The organism is Pseudomonas sp. ITEM 17296 (assembly GCF_028895205.1).
Classification (GTDB): domain Bacteria; phylum Pseudomonadota; class Gammaproteobacteria; order Pseudomonadales; family Pseudomonadaceae; genus Aquipseudomonas; species Aquipseudomonas kermanshahensis.
This window is the reverse complement of record NZ_WJRS01000002.1, coordinates 305,132-321,017: the sequence shown is the minus strand read 5'-3', so window position 1 is coordinate 321,017 and position 15,886 is coordinate 305,132. Positions and strand designations below refer to the sequence as shown.

At 63.1% G+C, this 15,886-nt stretch carries 21 protein-coding genes; 10 read left to right on the top strand and 11 right to left on the bottom strand.

The genetic code is table 11. The annotated features are described in order from the left end of the window. Positions 1-44: 44 nt before the first annotated feature. Entirely contained in the window at positions 45-695 is a 651-nt protein-coding gene (locus GIB19_RS04125; RefSeq protein WP_027594806.1) for a GNAT family N-acetyltransferase, read from the bottom strand. Between the two features lie 163 nt (positions 696-858). Between GIB19_RS04125 and xthA the strand changes: the two genes are divergently transcribed. Then, positions 859-1,671 carry an exodeoxyribonuclease III gene (xthA, locus tag GIB19_RS04120; RefSeq protein WP_027594805.1) on the top strand — a complete coding sequence of 271 codons (813 nt, stop codon included), beginning with the start codon at positions 859-861 and terminating at the stop codon, positions 1,669-1,671. A 334-nt stretch (positions 1,672-2,005) separates the two neighbouring features. Here xthA and GIB19_RS04115 read toward each other — a convergent pair whose 3' ends face one another. Next, positions 2,006-2,758: an anti-sigma factor family protein gene (locus tag GIB19_RS04115; protein WP_274883727.1), complete on the bottom strand. Its 753-nt coding sequence runs from the start codon at positions 2,756-2,758 to the stop codon at positions 2,006-2,008. Next, positions 2,755-3,276: a sigma-70 family RNA polymerase sigma factor gene (locus GIB19_RS04110; protein ID WP_238214916.1), complete on the bottom strand. Its 522-nt coding sequence runs from the start codon at positions 3,274-3,276 to the stop codon at positions 2,755-2,757. The genes GIB19_RS04115 and GIB19_RS04110 overlap by 4 nt, the downstream gene beginning before the upstream one ends. Positions 3,277-3,400: 124 nt before the next feature. Here GIB19_RS04110 and GIB19_RS04105 point away from each other — a divergent pair, with 124 nt between their 5' ends. The 5 genes from GIB19_RS04105 to GIB19_RS04085 all read left to right on the top strand — a co-directional run bounded on the left by GIB19_RS04105 (position 3,401) and on the right by GIB19_RS04085 (position 7,201). Beyond that, entirely contained in the window at positions 3,401-4,453 is a 1,053-nt protein-coding gene (locus tag GIB19_RS04105) for a catalase family peroxidase (protein WP_099429519.1), read from the top strand. After that, entirely contained in the window at positions 4,450-4,983 is a 534-nt protein-coding gene (locus GIB19_RS04100) for a cytochrome b (RefSeq protein WP_274883726.1), read from the top strand. The genes GIB19_RS04105 and GIB19_RS04100 overlap by 4 nt, the downstream gene beginning before the upstream one ends. Positions 4,984-5,068: 85 nt before the next feature. Next, positions 5,069-6,274: an MFS transporter gene (locus GIB19_RS04095; RefSeq protein ID WP_274883724.1), complete on the top strand. Its 1,206-nt coding sequence runs from the start codon at positions 5,069-5,071 to the stop codon at positions 6,272-6,274. A gap of 79 nt (positions 6,275-6,353) precedes the next feature. After that, positions 6,354-6,899 carry a cupin domain-containing protein gene (locus GIB19_RS04090; protein WP_027594799.1) on the top strand — a complete coding sequence of 182 codons (546 nt, stop codon included), beginning with the start codon at positions 6,354-6,356 and terminating at the stop codon, positions 6,897-6,899. A 2-nt stretch (positions 6,900-6,901) separates the two neighbouring features. After that, a complete protein-coding gene (locus tag GIB19_RS04085) occupies positions 6,902-7,201 on the top strand; it encodes a DUF7693 family protein (protein ID WP_274883719.1) in 300 nt (99 codons plus the stop codon). Here GIB19_RS04085 and GIB19_RS04080 read toward each other — a convergent pair. Both GIB19_RS04080 and GIB19_RS04075 read right to left on the bottom strand, forming a co-directional pair. Beyond that, positions 7,174-7,788 carry a 2-hydroxychromene-2-carboxylate isomerase gene (locus GIB19_RS04080; protein WP_274883717.1) on the bottom strand — a complete coding sequence of 205 codons (615 nt, stop codon included), beginning with the start codon at positions 7,786-7,788 and terminating at the stop codon, positions 7,174-7,176. The genes GIB19_RS04085 and GIB19_RS04080 overlap by 28 nt on opposite strands. 30 nt (positions 7,789-7,818) lie before the next feature. After that, positions 7,819-8,550 carry an SDR family oxidoreductase gene (locus GIB19_RS04075; RefSeq protein WP_274883716.1) on the bottom strand — a complete coding sequence of 244 codons (732 nt, stop codon included), beginning with the start codon at positions 8,548-8,550 and terminating at the stop codon, positions 7,819-7,821. A gap of 89 nt (positions 8,551-8,639) precedes the next feature. Here GIB19_RS04075 and GIB19_RS04070 point away from each other — a divergent pair, with 89 nt between their 5' ends. Both GIB19_RS04070 and GIB19_RS04065 read left to right on the top strand, forming a co-directional pair. Beyond that, positions 8,640-9,203: a TetR/AcrR family transcriptional regulator gene (locus GIB19_RS04070; protein WP_274883714.1), complete on the top strand. Its 564-nt coding sequence runs from the start codon at positions 8,640-8,642 to the stop codon at positions 9,201-9,203. Next, a complete protein-coding gene (locus GIB19_RS04065) occupies positions 9,190-9,783 on the top strand; it encodes an eCIS core domain-containing protein (protein ID WP_274883713.1) in 594 nt (197 codons plus the stop codon). The genes GIB19_RS04070 and GIB19_RS04065 overlap by 14 nt, the downstream gene beginning before the upstream one ends. 195 nt (positions 9,784-9,978) lie before the next feature. Here GIB19_RS04065 and GIB19_RS04060 read toward each other — a convergent pair whose 3' ends face one another. Next, entirely contained in the window at positions 9,979-10,971 is a 993-nt protein-coding gene (locus GIB19_RS04060; protein WP_099429524.1) for a bile acid:sodium symporter family protein, read from the bottom strand. Positions 10,972-11,090: 119 nt separating this feature from the next. Between GIB19_RS04060 and ampC the strand changes: the two genes are divergently transcribed. Next, entirely contained in the window at positions 11,091-12,233 is a 1,143-nt protein-coding gene (gene ampC, locus GIB19_RS04055; protein WP_274883712.1) for a class C beta-lactamase, read from the top strand. Between the two features lie 324 nt (positions 12,234-12,557). Beyond that, positions 12,558-12,890, top strand: a complete 333-nt coding sequence (locus tag GIB19_RS04050) for a hypothetical protein (RefSeq protein ID WP_027594791.1) — start codon at positions 12,558-12,560, stop codon at positions 12,888-12,890. A gap of 46 nt (positions 12,891-12,936) precedes the next feature. Here the strand turns inward: GIB19_RS04050 and GIB19_RS04045 are convergent, their stop codons facing one another. The 5 genes from GIB19_RS04045 to GIB19_RS04025 all read right to left on the bottom strand — a co-directional run bounded on the left by GIB19_RS04045 (position 12,937) and on the right by GIB19_RS04025 (position 15,881). Next, a complete protein-coding gene (locus tag GIB19_RS04045; RefSeq protein WP_027594790.1) occupies positions 12,937-13,242 on the bottom strand; it encodes a hypothetical protein in 306 nt (101 codons plus the stop codon). Between the two features lie 144 nt (positions 13,243-13,386). Continuing rightward, a complete protein-coding gene (locus GIB19_RS04040; RefSeq protein ID WP_027594789.1) occupies positions 13,387-13,575 on the bottom strand; it encodes a hypothetical protein in 189 nt (62 codons plus the stop codon). Between the two features lie 139 nt (positions 13,576-13,714). Next, positions 13,715-14,035: a YbjQ family protein gene (locus tag GIB19_RS04035; protein ID WP_027594788.1), complete on the bottom strand. Its 321-nt coding sequence runs from the start codon at positions 14,033-14,035 to the stop codon at positions 13,715-13,717. A gap of 61 nt (positions 14,036-14,096) precedes the next feature. Further along, positions 14,097-14,984 carry an EamA family transporter gene (locus tag GIB19_RS04030; protein WP_274883710.1) on the bottom strand — a complete coding sequence of 296 codons (888 nt, stop codon included), beginning with the start codon at positions 14,982-14,984 and terminating at the stop codon, positions 14,097-14,099. A gap of 141 nt (positions 14,985-15,125) precedes the next feature. After that, positions 15,126-15,881 carry a class II aldolase/adducin family protein gene (locus GIB19_RS04025; protein WP_099429527.1) on the bottom strand — a complete coding sequence of 252 codons (756 nt, stop codon included), beginning with the start codon at positions 15,879-15,881 and terminating at the stop codon, positions 15,126-15,128. Positions 15,882-15,886 lie beyond the last annotated feature (5 nt).

Genomic DNA, 15,886 nt, shown 5'->3' with positions numbered 1-15,886 from the left:
ATGCTACCAGAGCCGGGCGCTCAAGGGAGCCGTCTGGCGGCTTGTCAGGCAAAAGCGGAAGTTGAAGACACGGGGTTGGGATGGAAGAACACCCTTTCTCGGATCGGCCCTACGGCAACCTCGCCAATTTCTTCATAGCCCTGACGCTGGTAGAACGCCAGGTAGTGCTCATTGCCGGTGTCCAGCACCACGCCCTGGGTGCTGGGGTCTTCCGCGCACCAGTCATGCACAGCTTGTAACAATTGCTCACCGTACTGGCGCCCCTGAAATTGCGGGTGCACGCCCAGTAGAGGCAAGACGTGCACTTGGTCTGTAGGCAAGCAACTGGCCAATGCGGCCTGGTAGTCCATGTAGCGTCGCGTGCAGCGCAGGCCGGTACCCAGCATCATGCGCAAACGCCAGGCCCAGCTGTCGGCCACCCCCAGCCTGCGCAGCGGCGGCACGATCAGGGCCAGGGCAATCAAGCGGTCATCCAGCAACAGGCCAATGGCCGGCAGTTGCAGGTAAAAGTGCTGGCGTACCCATTCACGCACCATCACGCGCAGGCGGCGCTCATAGCCTGGGCGCTGCGCCTCGAAAATGTAAGCAAAGGTAGGTTCATGGCGGTAGGCGTTGTACAACAGCGAACGCGCCTCACGGCTGTAGCCGTCGTCGAGTTGGCAGATACGCGCCGGCGTGGCAGTGGTTTCGGGCATTGCGGGCAGTCCTCCTGGAATGGGCTTGCAATGCCTTGGAGTGTGCTCCACCGCGCATCGTTCAGCCCCTACAGCACGTTAGCAGCAGCACCCCGAACCCGCCATGCTGGTGATGACGCGCGATGTCGGCTAGCATCGCGGCTTTTACCGGGATTGTCTTTCCATGAAGATCGTCTGTTTCAACATCAACGGCCTGCGAGCTCGCCCGCATCAGCTGGCGGCGCTGATCGACAAGCATCAGCCTGACGTGATCGGCCTGCAGGAAACCAAGGTCAGCGACGATCAGTTCCCTCTGGCCGATGTCCAGGCACTGGGCTACCACGTGCATTACCACGGCCAGAAAGGCCACTATGGCGTCGCCTTGCTGTCGCGCCAGGCACCGCTGAGCCTGCACAAGGGTTTTGCCACCGATGAGGAAGACGCCCAGCGCCGCTTCATCTGGGGCACCTTCGCCGATGCCGACGGCAACCCGATCACCATCATGAACGGCTACTTCCCCCAGGGTGAAAGCCGCGACCACCCCACCAAATTCCCGGCCAAGCAGCGCTTCTACAGCGACCTGCAGGCCCTGCTCGAAAACCAGTTCCGCAACGACCAGCCGGTGCTGGTGATGGGCGACATGAACATCTCGCCCCAGGACTGCGACATCGGCATCGGCCCGGACAACGCCAAACGTTGGCTCAAGACCGGTAAATGCAGCTTCCTGCCGGAAGAGCGCGAATGGATGGAGCGCCTTAAAGGCTGGGGCCTGGTCGACAGTTTCCGCCACCTGCACCCGGACGTGGCCGACCGCTTCAGCTGGTTCGACTACCGCAGCCGCGGTTTCGAGGATGAACCCAAGCGTGGCCTGCGCATCGACCTGATCATGGCGTCGCAGCACCTGGTGCCACGGATCAAGGCGGCGGGTGTGGATTATGAGTTGCGCGGGATGGAAAAGCCGTCGGACCATGCGCCGATCTGGCTGGAGTTGAGCTGACCCTAGTCAGGTGTAAGGCATTGGAGTTGTAGCGCCTGTGAGATCGAGCGCCGCCCGCGCGGCGCTTCGCAGCACAAGGCTGCTCCTACATTTTTTTCGGGCCAATCAGGCCTGAGACAGAGGCGCGCGGCCCTTTGGCGCTCACCTCGATATCGTGTGGAACAAACAAGGCGGTCGCGCGCGTTGCTACAGGCGTTACTGGCCCGAAACAGATGTGGGAGCAGCCTTGTGCTGCGAAGCGCCGCGCGGGCGGCGCTCGATCTCACAGGCGCTGTAAATCCCATGCCCTACACCTGGCTGCCCACACCCACTCAACCATATCATCACCATCACCCTACAACCCCAACCGCAACGCCTCCCCTACACCCGCCCCACGCGTATCGTCCGCCGCACTGACCAACGCAAAGTTATACGCCCCATGCGACCAGTACCGTGCCTCCAGTTGCCCATCAACCCGCTGCCCCTCGGGCATGCGTTCATAACGCTCACCCGGCGAGCGCAGAAACAGGCTGATGCGTTCCCCTTTGCCATCCTGAAACACCAGGAGCGCCGCAGGCCCTTGCTCGTTGCTGAGCAACCGCGCGCCCACCGGCCTGAAACCGTAACCTGCCAGGTCCGGCAACTGGCCTACCCGGCTGAAATGACGCCCCAACCAGTCACGCAATTGAGTCGGGTCGCTGGCCTGGATATCCAGCGCCTCGCTACCGGCAAACAGCCGATGAGCCTGGACCGCATCGGCCATGGGCAGATCGACCCTGGCCAACATCGCATCCCGCGCCTGCCAACCGCCCAAACCACCCACACCAATCGCCAGCACGAGCACTGCCGCCGATGCCCAACGCCGTTGACGACGCTGGCGCAGCCGCTGCTTTAATTGGCCCAGATCTAGCTGCGCCCCCCCCGGCTGCTCACCCAGGCCGGCGAGTGCCACACGCAGCCGCCGCGCATCGCTGCGCCAGCCCTCGACCCGCGCCGCTTCCTGCGGGTTGGCCGCCAGCCAAACCTTTACCTCTGCCCGGCGGGCAGGCGTCAGGCGCTCATCGATGTAGGCATGCAACTCATCTTCAGTGGGGATCAGGCGTGTCATTTCAGTCTCCGCAAGGCCGGGGGTTGAGGGTTGCCCTCGGTCAGTTCGCGCAAGGCATTGCGGGCGCGCGACAAGCGCGACATCACGGTACCGATAGGGATGCCCAAGGCCTGGGCGGCCTCTTTGTAACTCAAACCTTCGATGCTCACCAGCAGCAGCAAAGCACGCTGCTCCGCCGACAGCCGAGCAAAGGCACGCAGGTCGGCCTGGGCCAGCACGATGTCTTCGATATTGCCGCCAACGGGCTCGCTTTCCACCTCGGCGCGGCCGAACCAGGACAGCCAACGGGCATGCAGGCGGTCGCGGCGTTTGCCGTCAAGAAACAGCCGATAAAGGATGGTGAACAGCCAGGCGCGCAGCGCCTCAGCTTCACGTTGCTGGCCCTGGCGACTCAAGGCTCGCTCGACGGTGGCCTGCACCAGGTCGTCGGCGCTGCCCGGTTCGCGCGTCAACCACAAGGCAAAGCGGCGCAAACGTGCCAGCAGCTCGCGCCACTGGTGTTCGTCCAGATCGTGCATGGCTATGTCCCGGCCTCTGGGGTTGTCAGTGTAAGAGGCAGACGCCCGGTAACAAAATCTATTCCCGCCCAGGGAATAAGTTTTTCCCTGCAGCGTCGTACCGGCACCTTCACAGAACCGGACGATGATCATGAACTCACCTTTGCACGGCCCCGCCAAGGCCCTGCGCCTGGCGGCCATCGGCGCTGTCATGCTGGCTGCCGGCGCAGGCTTTGCCTATGCCGCCGGCTGGATCGGCGCACCTGAACTGACGCCAAAGCGCATCATCGACACCTTCGAGGCCCAGGCCGGGCACTACCCAGGCTACCGCAAGAACCACGCAAAAGGCCTCTGTGTCTCGGGCTACTTCCAGGCCAGCGGGCAGGCTGCCAGCCTGTCCACGGCCCGCGTGTTCAGCCAGGAACGCGTGCCGGTTATCGGCCGTTTTGCCATTGGCGGCGCCAACCCGTTCGCGCCGGACACGGCAATCCCGGTGCGCAGCCTGGCGCTTCAGCTCAGCACTGACGATGGGCAAGTCTGGCGTACCGGCATGAACAACCCGCCGGTACTGGCGGTGGGTACGCCGCAGGCGTTCTATGAACAAGTCCTGGCCAGTACGCCAGACCCTGCCACTGGCAAACCGGACCCGGCCAGGCAACAAGCGTTTTTTGCCGCCCACCCCGAAAGCGCGGCGTTCCGCCAGTGGGCGGCGAGCTACAAGCCAAGCAACAGTTTCGCCAGTACCCAGTATCACAGCATCAATGCCTTCCGCCTGATCGACGCCGCCGGCGCGGCACAGCCGGTACGTTGGCAACTGGAGCCGCAAACCCCGTTTACCGCCCTGCCAGGCCAGGTGGACGACAAACAATACTTGCAGCACGACCTGCAACAGCGCCTGGCCCAAGGGCCGCTGCGCTGGACCCTGCGCCTGGTCCTGGCCGAGCCTGGCGACGCCGTGGACAACCCGGCCAGCCCATGGCCTGCGCAACGGCGCAGCGTAGACGCCGGCACGCTTGTGCTCGAACAGGTCGACGCGCCTGAGCAAGGTGCTTGCCGCGACATTAATTTCGACCCGCTGATCCTGCCCCACGGCATCGAAGCCTCTGCCGACCCGATTCTGGCCGCCCGATCCGCCGCCTATTCGGAATCGTTCAACCGCCGCAGCCGTGAATCGCTCGGCACTGGAGCCCGCCCATGAAACCTGAAGCCTTCCACCCCCTCGCCCGCCTGCTGCACTGGCTGATGGCGGTGTTGATTGTGGCCATGCTGTTCATTGGTGTGAGCATGGTCAGCGACCTGTCACTGCGCCACCCCGTATTGCTCAGCCTGCACAAGGCCACGGGCCTGGCCTTGCTGGTACTGGTGGTGTTGCGTATCGGCCTGCGTTTGGCCTTGCCACACCCACCGCTGCCACGCGACCTGCCACGGCTGCAGCGGTTCGCCGCCGGTGCCTCGCATGTGCTGCTCTATGGCCTGATGCTGGCCATGCCACTGCTGGGCTGGGCCATGCTGTCGGCCGGCGGCTACCCGCGGCCCCTGCAATTGCCGGCAATCGCCCCCCACGACCTGCAGCTGTATGCCGTGCTGCGACAAGCCCACGGCTGGGCTGGCTACCTGCTGTTCGCGACGATCCTGGTGCACCTGGGCGCAGCGCTGATGCACGCTTTGGTGCGCCGCGACGGCGTCTTGCGTAGCATGTGGCCTGGCCCCCTGCGTCGCAGCGAATAAGCCGGTGCGGTTCAGGGCGTTCGACAATCGATAATAATTCTTACTAAGATCGGCGCACTTATCGCTGAACTTCTCTGGACTGCCCATGAACGTCGCAAAGGATCCTGCCACTCTCGTGCCTGCCAGCACGCTGGACTTACGCCCACTGCTGCTGGCCAACATGGCCTGCACCATGTCGATGATGGCCTTCGTTGCCCTGATAGGCCCAATCGCCCGCCAGCTCGGCATGGCCACCTGGCAGGCCGGTGCCGCTGTTACCGTCGCCGGGGTGGTCTGGGTGCTGCTGGCACGCCCGTGGGGCCGCGCCGCTGACCGGCTAGGCCGCCGCCGCGTGCTGCTGCTGGGAAGCGCAGGCTTCACCGTGGCCTACTGGCTGTTGTGCGTGTTCGTCGAAGGCGCGCTGCGCTGGATGCCGGGCGCAACCCTGGCCTTTATCGGCCTCATGCTCGCACGCGGCTGCATCGGCGCCTTCTACGCCGCCATTCCAGTGGCTTGCAATGCACTGATCGCCGACCATGTCGAACCGCAGCGCCGAGCCCGCGCCATGGCCTCACTGGGCGCGGCGAACGCGGTCGGCCTGGTGCTGGGCCCGGCACTGGCCGGACTGCTCGCGCGCTACAGCCTGAGCCTGCCGTTCCACCTCATGTCGCTGCTGCCGGCCACCGCGTTCTTCGTGTTGCTGTTCACACTCAAGCCACAAGCGCTGGCGCACACCCATGCGCCCAGCCCTGTGCAACTGAGCGACCCCCGGCTGCGCCGGCCTTTGCTGGTGGCCTTCAGCGCCATGCTTAGCGTCACCGTGTCACAGATCATTGTCGGGTTCTTCGCCCTGGACCGCTTGCAGTTGGGCCCGGCTGACGCGGCTCAGGTCGCCGGCATTGCCCTGACCACGGTCGGTGTGGCGCTGATCCTGGCCCAAGTTGTGCTGCGCCAACTGGAATGGCCGCCGCTGAAGATGATCCGGGTGGGCGCCAGCGTGTCGGCCGTGGGCTTTGCCTGCGGTGCACTGGCGACCACCGCGCCCTGGCTGTGGGCGTGCTTCTTCGTCGCTGCGGCCGGCATGGGCTTTGTGTTCCCGGCGTTTTCGGCGCTGGCGGCCAATGCCATGCAGGCCTCGGAACAAGGCGCCACAGCGGGCTCGATCGGCGCCGCCCAAGGCATGGGCGCAGTAATTGGGCCACTGGCCGGCACCCTGGTGTATGCCCTTGACCCACGCTTGCCGTTCCTGGCGGTAGCCGCGCTGTTGCTGCTGGTCGGGCTATGGCCGATGCCACGCGAACCACGTGCCTGATAAGCACAGCGCGCAAGCGTGCAGAGTGTGTTTTAATGCGTCGCTCATTATTTTTGACACCTCTGATTACAAGGCGGCTATGGACACGGGGACGCGACTCAAACTGGTGCGTGAACGCAACAACCTCTCCCAACGGGAACTGGCCCGCCGCAGCGGGCTGACTAACTCGACGATCTCGCAGATCGAACAGAACCGCGTCAGCCCTTCGGTCAGCTCCCTGAAAAAACTGCTCGAAGGGATCCCGATGAGCTTGGCGGAGTTTTTCAGCTTCGACGAGCCGGTGCGGGAAGAGCGCTTCGTGTTCCGCGCCAGCGAGCAGCCAGACTTGGGCCGTAACGGCCTGCGCATGCTGTTGGTAGGTGCCAGTGTCGAGGCCCGTCAGATGCGCATGCTGCGTGAACTGTACGCACCGGGCGCCGATTCGGGCGAGCCGATCGTGCATGCAGAAGGCGAAGAGTGCGGCCTGGTCACCCGCGGCACCGTCGAGTTGTGGGTCGATGGCCAGGTCAGCGTGCTCAATTCGGGTGATGGCTACTACATCCCCACTACCCTGCCGCACAGCTTCAAGAACATTGGCCAGGATGAGGCCGAAATCATCAGCGCCAACACCCCGGCGAACTTCTGACCGTGAACCGCCCAGGCACCGTGAACGCACGGGCCGCGTATCAGCGCTTGCGTGACGCAGCCCTGGGCGTCCACCCCTTGCACATCACCGCCCAGCGCGCCGAAGGGCTGGTCGATGTGCTGATCGAAGGCTGGCAGTTGACCCTGGCCGTGGATGCCGAAGGCCTTGCTCAATGCGTCCAGTGCGTTGCCCCCAACGCTGATCAGGCCGGCCTTGAAGACTGGCACCGTTACGGCACCAACCCCACCGACCTGCTCAGCCTGTGGGAGCGTACTCAGCTGGAAGCGCGCCTGGCCGGTTGACGCAGCGCGTCCTCGACAAAGTCCAGGCGGTCTTGCCCAAAGAACATCTCATCACCGACAAAACAGGTCGGCGCACCAAATACACCGCGCGCAACGGCTTCCTCGGTCGCCTGCTTCAGGGCCGCCTTCACCTGCGCGTCGCCCGCCAGGGCAGTGAGCGCGGCAAGGTCAAAGCCGGCATGTTCCAGCGTCTGCTGCAACACCGCCGCGTCCCCCAGGTTGCGTCGCTCGGCCCACAGGCCGTTGAACAATGCCCGCAACAGTGCCTCGAAGCGTTCCGGTGCTTGCAACTGTGTGCCGATTACACCGCGCATCAGCATCAGGGTATTCATCGGGAAGCCCGGTGGAAGCCCAAACGGCACACCATAGCGCGCTGCGAAGCGTGCAAGGTCGGTAAACATGTAGCGGCCCTTGGCTGGGATCATTGCCGGCGAGGCATTGCCGGTGGCCTGGAAAACCCCACCCAACAGCATGGGCCGATAATGCAGCGCCGCGCCATGGCGGTCACAGATACCCGGCAGCTGGGTCCACGCCAGGTAACTGGCGGGGCTGCCGAGGTCAAAGAAGAATTCGACGGTCTTGGTCATGGGTTCGGTCCTTGGTCGATGAGGGGGGGCTTACCAGCGTTCCATCCAGGGGCGCAGGTCCAGTTCGAATGTCCAGGCATCTCGCGGTTGGGTGTGGAGGAACCAGTAGCTGTCGGCAATATGGGCCGGGTCGAGGATGCCATCCTGGTCCTTAAGGGCGTAGCGCTCGGGGAAACTGTCGCGGATGAACGCGGTATCGATTGCCCCATCCACCACTACATGGGCGACATGGATATTGCGCGGCCCCAGCTCACGCGCCATGCTCTGGGCCAATGCCCGCAGGCCATGCTTGGCACCGGCGAATGCGGCAAAGCCAGCAGCGCCACGGGTACCTGCAGTAGCGCCTGTGAACAGAATCGTGCCGCGCTCACGCACCACCATGCGCCGAGCCACCGCCTGCGCTGTCAGAAACCCGGCAAAACAGGCCATCTCCCAAATCTTGAAGTACTTGCGCGGCGTTTCATCCAGAATGCTGCAAGGCACATTGGCGCCGATATTGAAGACAAACGCCTCGATCGGGCCAATATCACGCTCGATGGTCTCAACCAGCGCGGCCACCTCTTCCTCCTTACGCGCATCGGAGCCAAAGCCATGGGCCTGGCCGCCTGCGGCGCGGATCTCGTCCAGCAGCGGTTGCAGCTTGTCCGCCTGACGGCGAGTGACGCAGGCCACGTAGCCCTCCCGCGCGAAGCGCTTGGCGATCTCGCCCCCCGTGGCATCTCCCGCGCCGATCACCAGCACTACTTTTTGTGGTTGAGTCATGTGCGCCCCTTTGGTGAGTGATCGTTTAGTAAACGAACGCTATGTTATGATCGCCCCCATCGTCAAGCCAAGCGCGCAGAGGCAATTGAATGCGCTATACCAGCGACCACAAGCAACAAACCCGCGAAAAGCTGCTGGCCACCAGCGGTGCACTGGCCAAACGCGGCGGTTTCACCAGCACTGGCGTAGCCGGGCTGATGAAAGCCATCGGGCTGACCGGCGGTGCCTTTTACAATCACTTCCCTTCCAAAGATGACCTGTTCACCGAAGTCGTTCGCCAGGAGCTGTGCAACAGCCCGCTGGCGCGCCTGGCCAATCAAGGTGCCAGCCGCGAGCGCCTTGGCCGTTGCCTGCAGCAGTACCTGAGCCTGGCCCACCTGCACAATGCCGAAGGGGGCTGCCCCTTGCCGCCGCTTGGGGTGGAAATCGCCCGGGCAGATCAACCGGTGCGTGAGGTGGCCGAACATTGGCTGGTCGAGTTGCACAAAGCCTGGAGCACAACACTGGAGGATGAACAACTGGCCTGGGTGTTGATCAGCCAGTGCGTCGGGGCGTTGCTGATCGGGCGCATGCTCGCCAGCGAAGTCGTGCAGTCCGAAGTACTCGATGCCAGCCGCAGCTTCGTCGAAAAGGCCTTGAATGAAAGCCGTTAACCTGTTGCTTGGCTTGCTTTTGAGCGTGCCCGTGTTTGCTGAACAGACCTGCCCTCCGGGCCAGTACCAAGTCTGCCTGATGGGCTGTTTCTGTGCGCCGGTCGACCCAGGCCAGGCCGGGCAGATCCTCAAGGACGTCGAAACCATGGCCTCAACCAGCCTGGCCTACGCGTTGCGCCAGGCCCGTGACGAAGCCAGCGCCAGCGGCAGTGAGCCGATCCCGCTACACATCCGCGCCCAGCTCGAACCCTGGTATGACTTTGCCGTGCTCGATGCCGCGCGCTTCAGGGTTGGCGATGAACAGCAGATGAGCGCAGCCAACGCGATGCTGCAAAACCCCGATGTGAATGCCGTGACACTGATCGACACGATCATCTTCCGCCATGCCAGCGATGCTGAAGACAATGTGGCGCTGTGGGCGCACGAGCTCAAGCACGTGCAGCAGTACCAGGCATTAGGCGTCGATGAGTTCGCCCGGCGCTACACGCGTGACTTCAATGAGCTGGAAGGCCCGGCCTACAAGATAGAGGCGGAGGTTGCCAAGGCGTTAAGAGCGCGCAGCTCCGGCCAGGCCCGGTAAAGTGATAAAGCACCTCAAGAACAGCACATAACTACCTGACTCAGCAGGTATTTGTTGGAGAACACAAGGCCTGAGCCTGCGCAATTACCTGTGGGAGCGGCGGTGCGGCGGTCCGACTTGCCCGCGAAGAGGCCGGCACAAGCACCACAAGACAGTTGCTCTCACACAGTCAGCAGTACCTATACCCCTTGTCTATCAAGACGATACAGGGGCCTTCTCACCCACATCCTCACGGCTGGCATAACGCTGCGCCAGCACCGCGCACACCATCAGCTGGATCTGATGGAACAGCATCAGCGGCAAAATCATCGCGCCAATGCCACTGCCCACGAACAGCACCTGAGCCATCGGCACGCCGGTCGCCAGGCTCTTCTTCGAACCGGCGAACAGAATGGTGATGCGGTCTTCAAGGTCAAAGCCCAGCACCTTGCCAAGGAAACGGGTGCCATACAGCACCACCGCCAACAAAATCCCGCAGACCACGAACAGCCCCGCCAGGTGCTGTGGCGATACCGTGTGCCACAGGCCCGTCACCACCGCTTCACTGAACGCGGTGTACACCACCAGCAGGATCGACCCCTGGTCCACGACCTTGAGCCAGCGCGCGTTGCGCTTGACCCATGCGCCGATCCAGCGGCGTGCGATCTGCCCGGCCACGAAGGGCACCAGCAGCTGCAAGGTGATTTTCAGTACGGCATCCAACCCCGACCCAGTGTCACCGCTGGCGCCCAGCAACATCATCACCAGCAGCGGCGTGAGGAAGATGCCCAGCAGGCTCGAAGCGGCAGCGCTGCAAATGGCGGCCGGCACGTTGCCGCGGGCCAGGGAGGTGAACGCGATGGCTGACTGCACAGTGGCCGGCAATGCACACAGGTACAGCACGCCCAGGTACAGCTCATTGCCAACCAATGGCACGAACAGGGGCTTGAACGCCAACCCCAGCAGGGGGAACAGTACAAAGGTGCAGGAGAACACCAACGCGTGCAGGCGCCAGTGCCCGGCCCCGGCGATGATCGCTTCGCGCGACAACTTGGCGCCGTGCAGGAAGAACAGCAGGCCGATGGCCAGGTTGGTCAGCCAGCCAAAATACACTGCACCGTCACCCGAGCAGGGCAGCACGGTGGCGATCAGCACCACCCCGAGCAACGCCAGGGTGAAATTGTCGAATAACATCCGCAAATACTTCATCACAGGTTCCGTCTTGTCATTGTGCAAGGGCAGACGATAAGGTCTGCGGCTTTTCTTCGCTAACGCCGGAACCCCCACAGGTGTCGATGAACGGACACAACCCCACAAAGGACCTGCCCATGTTGCTCCCTCGCCTGGCCGCACTGACTGCCGCCATCACATTCGCCATGGGCCACGCAGCCGCTCAGGCTGACGACACGCTGCAAGCACGCGTCGACCCCCTCATTCGCACACTGATGCAGGAGCAAGGCATCGCCGGCATGGCCGTGGCGGTGTACGCCCACGGCCAGGCGCACTATTTCAACTATGGCGTGGCCAGCAAGGCCGAGGGCACGCCGGTTACCCAAGACACCCTGTTCGAGGTCGGCTCGTTGAGCAAGACCTACACGGCTACCCTCGCTGCCCTGGCCAGCGCCGAAGGCAAACTGGACCTTCAGGCCCCGGCAAAACGCTATCAGCCCGCACTGGCTGGGGTGCCGCTGGGGGACGCCAGCGTGCTGGAACTGGGGGCCTACAGCGCCGATTGCCTACCGTTGCAGTTCCCCGATGAAGTGCAGACGCCGCAACAGGTCGTGGACTTCTTCCGCCACTGGAAGCCTCACGCCGCGCCGGGCACCCAGCGCTGCTATTCCAACCCGAGCCTGGGCCTGTTCGGCGATTTGGCGGCACGCGCGCAGCAGCGCCCCTTCGCGGAGCTGATGAGCCAGGGCCTGCTGGTGCAACTGGGCCTGAAACACACCTACCTGCAGGTGCCCGCCAGCGCCCAAGGGCTTTATGCCCAAGGCTACGACGCAGAAGACCGCCCGGTACGCGTCAGCCCAGGCCCTTATGCCGATGAAGCCTATGGCATCAAGACCAGCGCCAGCGACATGCTGCGCTACGTGCGCCTGCAGATGCAGCCAGACGGCCTGCCCGCTGCACTGCAAAACGCCATTGCGATCACCCATAAGGGCTACTTCCAGGTCGGCACCATGACCCAGGGCCTTGGCTGGGAGCATTACCCTTATCCGGTTGCGCTAGGCACCTTGATCGATGGCAACAGCCCTCGCCTGATCCGTGAGCCTCAGGCCACCACCCGCCTCGTCCCTGCCAGCCCTGCCCTGCGTGAGGCCTGGTACAACAAGACCGGCGCAACCAGCGGTTTTGGCGCGTACGCCGCTTTTATTCCTGCCAAAAACATGGCCGTGGTGTTGCTGGCCAACCGTAATTATCCGAACGAAGCCCGCGTGCGTGCGGCCTTCCAGATTATTGAGGGGCTGTGAAGGTAGCGGCCGGTTTTACGCCGGCCAGCGCTTGGATTGTCGAACAACATGACAAAAATGTAGTGCCTAAAAATATTCACTACAAAACTGTTGACGCCGTTCATCGCGCTTGGGCATGATTGAGTCGTCTCCCCGATCGGGAGCGGTGGCAAGGGTGTTCCAGACGGCTTGCGCGGTAACGCAGGCCGTCCGTGGAGAGGGAACTGTCCAAAAGGCAGCGTGTGAAAGCCCCTGTTGCGATGCTGCTGTAGCAGCCTTGGTAGTGCGCTACACCGTGGTAGCGCCAACTGTGAAAATCACCTACGAATGGGTAATGGGGGCTTTATGATGAACTTGAACAACAATCCCACAATCGACCAATTGGCCCAGCTGTTCGCCGTGCGCAAGGACAGCCTCGACGACCATCTGCTGTGGGTGAGCCAGACCGGTGAGGTGCGTCTCGACCGCCTGCCACCGAACACCATCGAAGCTGAATTCGAAGAGCACCTGCCCAGCATGCGTGCACGCTTCAAGGTCTACCGCCGTGGCCAAGGCTACGTCGGCAAGAAGGCCGCTGCCGACACCGAGTTCGTTGGCCGCGTGCTGCAGACCCTGCAACAAGAATGGCCCGCCGCCCGTGAGCGGCAGGCAGTCAAGGTGATCGAACCGCTCAACTGAGTGGCTACCCGCACCCTCAAGCCCGGCCCCAAAAGGCCGGGCTTTTTCATGCGCGCCTGCGCGGTTGCGCCATGGCTGGCAGCGGCAAGGCGCCGGTAGCCAGTGCCCGGGCCCGCTCGACGCCCCAGACCAGCGCACGGGTCATGGTCTCGCCAGGGCGCGAGGGGTAATACTCTTCCAGCACTGCCCGGCCATTGCCGGCGTACACACCGAGGAACAACTGGGTGGCGCCGAGGCGCGACAACCGCACCTGCACATCCAGCGTGGTGCCGTCACTGAGTGCTTCATCGTGGCTGCGGCTGTGCAGTTGAGCGTCGGCCCACTGCCAATAGGTCTCTTCCCTGACTCGCATGAGCGTTCAATCTCCGTTTGCTGAAATGCCGCGCCAGAAAACCACATCTTCGCAAGCCCGGCGAGCGCAACCCAGCGATGCCATGAGCAGCGTCAACGAATGGCAATAAAAACCCCGCCGTTTGGCGGGGTTGCTGGAGCGGGATCACTTTTTCAGCGGAACCCGCGGCATGAAGCGGCCCTTCTTGGTGCGCTGCAGATGTGCAGGCTGAAGCTGTTCCGAATCATCCAGCGTCATGTTGGCGAAGCCCAGACGGAATGCCGACTGGCCGCAACGCACCTGGCTGTTGATCGGGAATGCGTCGTTCAGGTCTTCAAAAAAGGATTCGCTCATGCCCAGTCTCCCTCCAGTGGCGGTCGCGCCGGCAAGCAGATGGAATGCCTAAGTGAACGCGGCCGGTAAAAGTGAGACTAGCTGGTCATTTGCAGACTGCCTGGCCAAACGCTTTACGCCCGACCAGTGGCACATGGCCTTACTTTAGGCGGACTGCCGTGCCGGTGGCGAACACCACGACCATGCCACCCTGCACCGATGGCATGCTGATTTCGAAATCCACACCGACTACGGCATCAGCATTCAACTGCCGTGCGCGCGCTTTCAACTCTTCGGTAGCCTGTTCGCGGGCCTCGCGCAGTGCGCTCTCCAGGGTTTGTGAGCGGCCACCGAAGAAGTCGCGGAAACGCGCGAAGAAATCCCGCACAAAGTTGATGCCCTGCACGGACTCAGAACTGACGACGCCCAGGTAGTCGGCAATCGGACGGCCTTCGAGCTGGCTGGTGGTGGAGATGATCATGAAAGTGCTCCGTTGGCCTGGCGAAAAGCGCCAATTCTAACAGAGCACTGGCAGCCCGGCGTCAGGAGACGCTGGCCGCACGTAACCGCTGGCCGATCTTCGCGCCAAACACATTCACCAGCAGCCCGACCATCACCAGCAACGCGCCCCACCCCTGCAACACGGTCAGGCGTTCCCCCAGCAACCAGGCCGAGGAGCTCAAGCCAATCACGGGGACCAACAGCGAGAACGGCGCGACCTTGCCCGCCGGGTGGCGCGACAACAGCTTGCTCCACAGGCTGTAGCCGAGCATGGTGGCGACGAATGCCAGGTACGCCAACGCCAGTACCGAGTTCCAACCGATGTTGGCCAAAGCATGGCCGATGCGCTCAGGCCCTTCCAGCCACCACGACAAAGCCAAGAATGGCAACGGTGGAATCAGCCCGCCCCAGATCACCAGCGCCACCAGGTCGACCGACCCGAAACGCCGCGTGATGATGTTGCCCACGCCCCACATCGCGCCCGCGCACAGGGTCAACAACAGCGCAAGCATCGGCACATGGCCGCTGTCTTCACTGCCGATCAACGCCAACCCGCTGGCCGCCACCAGCAGCCCCAGCAGGCTGGCAAGGCGCAACCGCTCACCCAGGAACAACGCAGCGAAACCCAAGGTGAAGAATGCCTGGGATTGCAGGATCAACGACGCCAACCCCGGCGGCATACCGCTGTACATGGCCTGGAACAAGAAGGCGAACTGCCCCAAGGAGATCGTCGCGCCATAAGCGATCAGCCAGCGCCAGGGCAGCTTGGGCCGCTTCACCAGCAACACCGCCGGGAAGGCCACCAACAAGAAGCGCAACGCCCCCAGCAGCATCGGCGGCAGGCCATCCAGGCCGACCTTGATGACCACGAAGTTGACTCCCCACGCAACAATCACCACCAGGGCGATCAGCAGGTCCTTGAGCGGCATTGCGACATCCTTCTTCAGGCTTTCTCGACATATTTCGTTACAGCATAAGGCTATTCCTTTTCCAGGGACCAGCACAGTTAGGGCGCAGGGTTGCGCAACAGTGTCACTGTTGCAGTCTTCATACGCCGTGGCATTCAACCATCAGTCGCGGTAACCCGGCGCCACCCGCTCCAGCATCCGCAGTAGCGCGCCCCACGCCAGCCCCACTGCATCCGGGTCCGACAGTTCGCCCTGCTTCAAGCCCTTCAGTGGCGCATTGAACTGCTGCTCGGTACGCTCACACACGGCGGCCGGCGGCATTATCAATTGCCCGGCACTCTGCGCCGCCAACTGGATCTCGCAGGCTTTTTCCAGGTAGTACATGCGCAGGAAGGCTTCGGCCACAGAACGCCCGGTGGTCAGCAACCCATGGTTACGCAGGATCATCACCGGCCGGTCACCCAGGTCGGCCACCAAGCGCTGTTGCTCATCCAGGTCCAGGGCGATGCCTTCGTAATCGTGGTAGGCAACCTTGCCATGAAACTCCATGGACATCTGGTTGACCGGCAGCAAGCCACATTCCAGTGCCGCCACCGCACACCCGGCCCGGGTGTGGGTGTGCAGCACGCAGTGGGCGTCTTCGCGAGCCGCATGAATAGCACTGTGGATGACGAACCCGGCCGGGTTAACCGGGTGTGGGGTCGCCTCGACTGGCTGCCCATGCAAGTCGATCTTCACCAGGCTGGAGGCTGTGATCTCGTCGAACAGCAAGCCGTAGGGGTTGATCAGAAAGTGGTGCTCCGGCCCAGGCACGCGCAGCGAGATGTGCGTGAAGATCAGGTCGCTCATGCGAAAGTGAGCGACCAGGCGGTAGCAGGCCGCCAGCTCCTGACGCAGGGTCTGTTCGGTAGGGGTCATTTCTC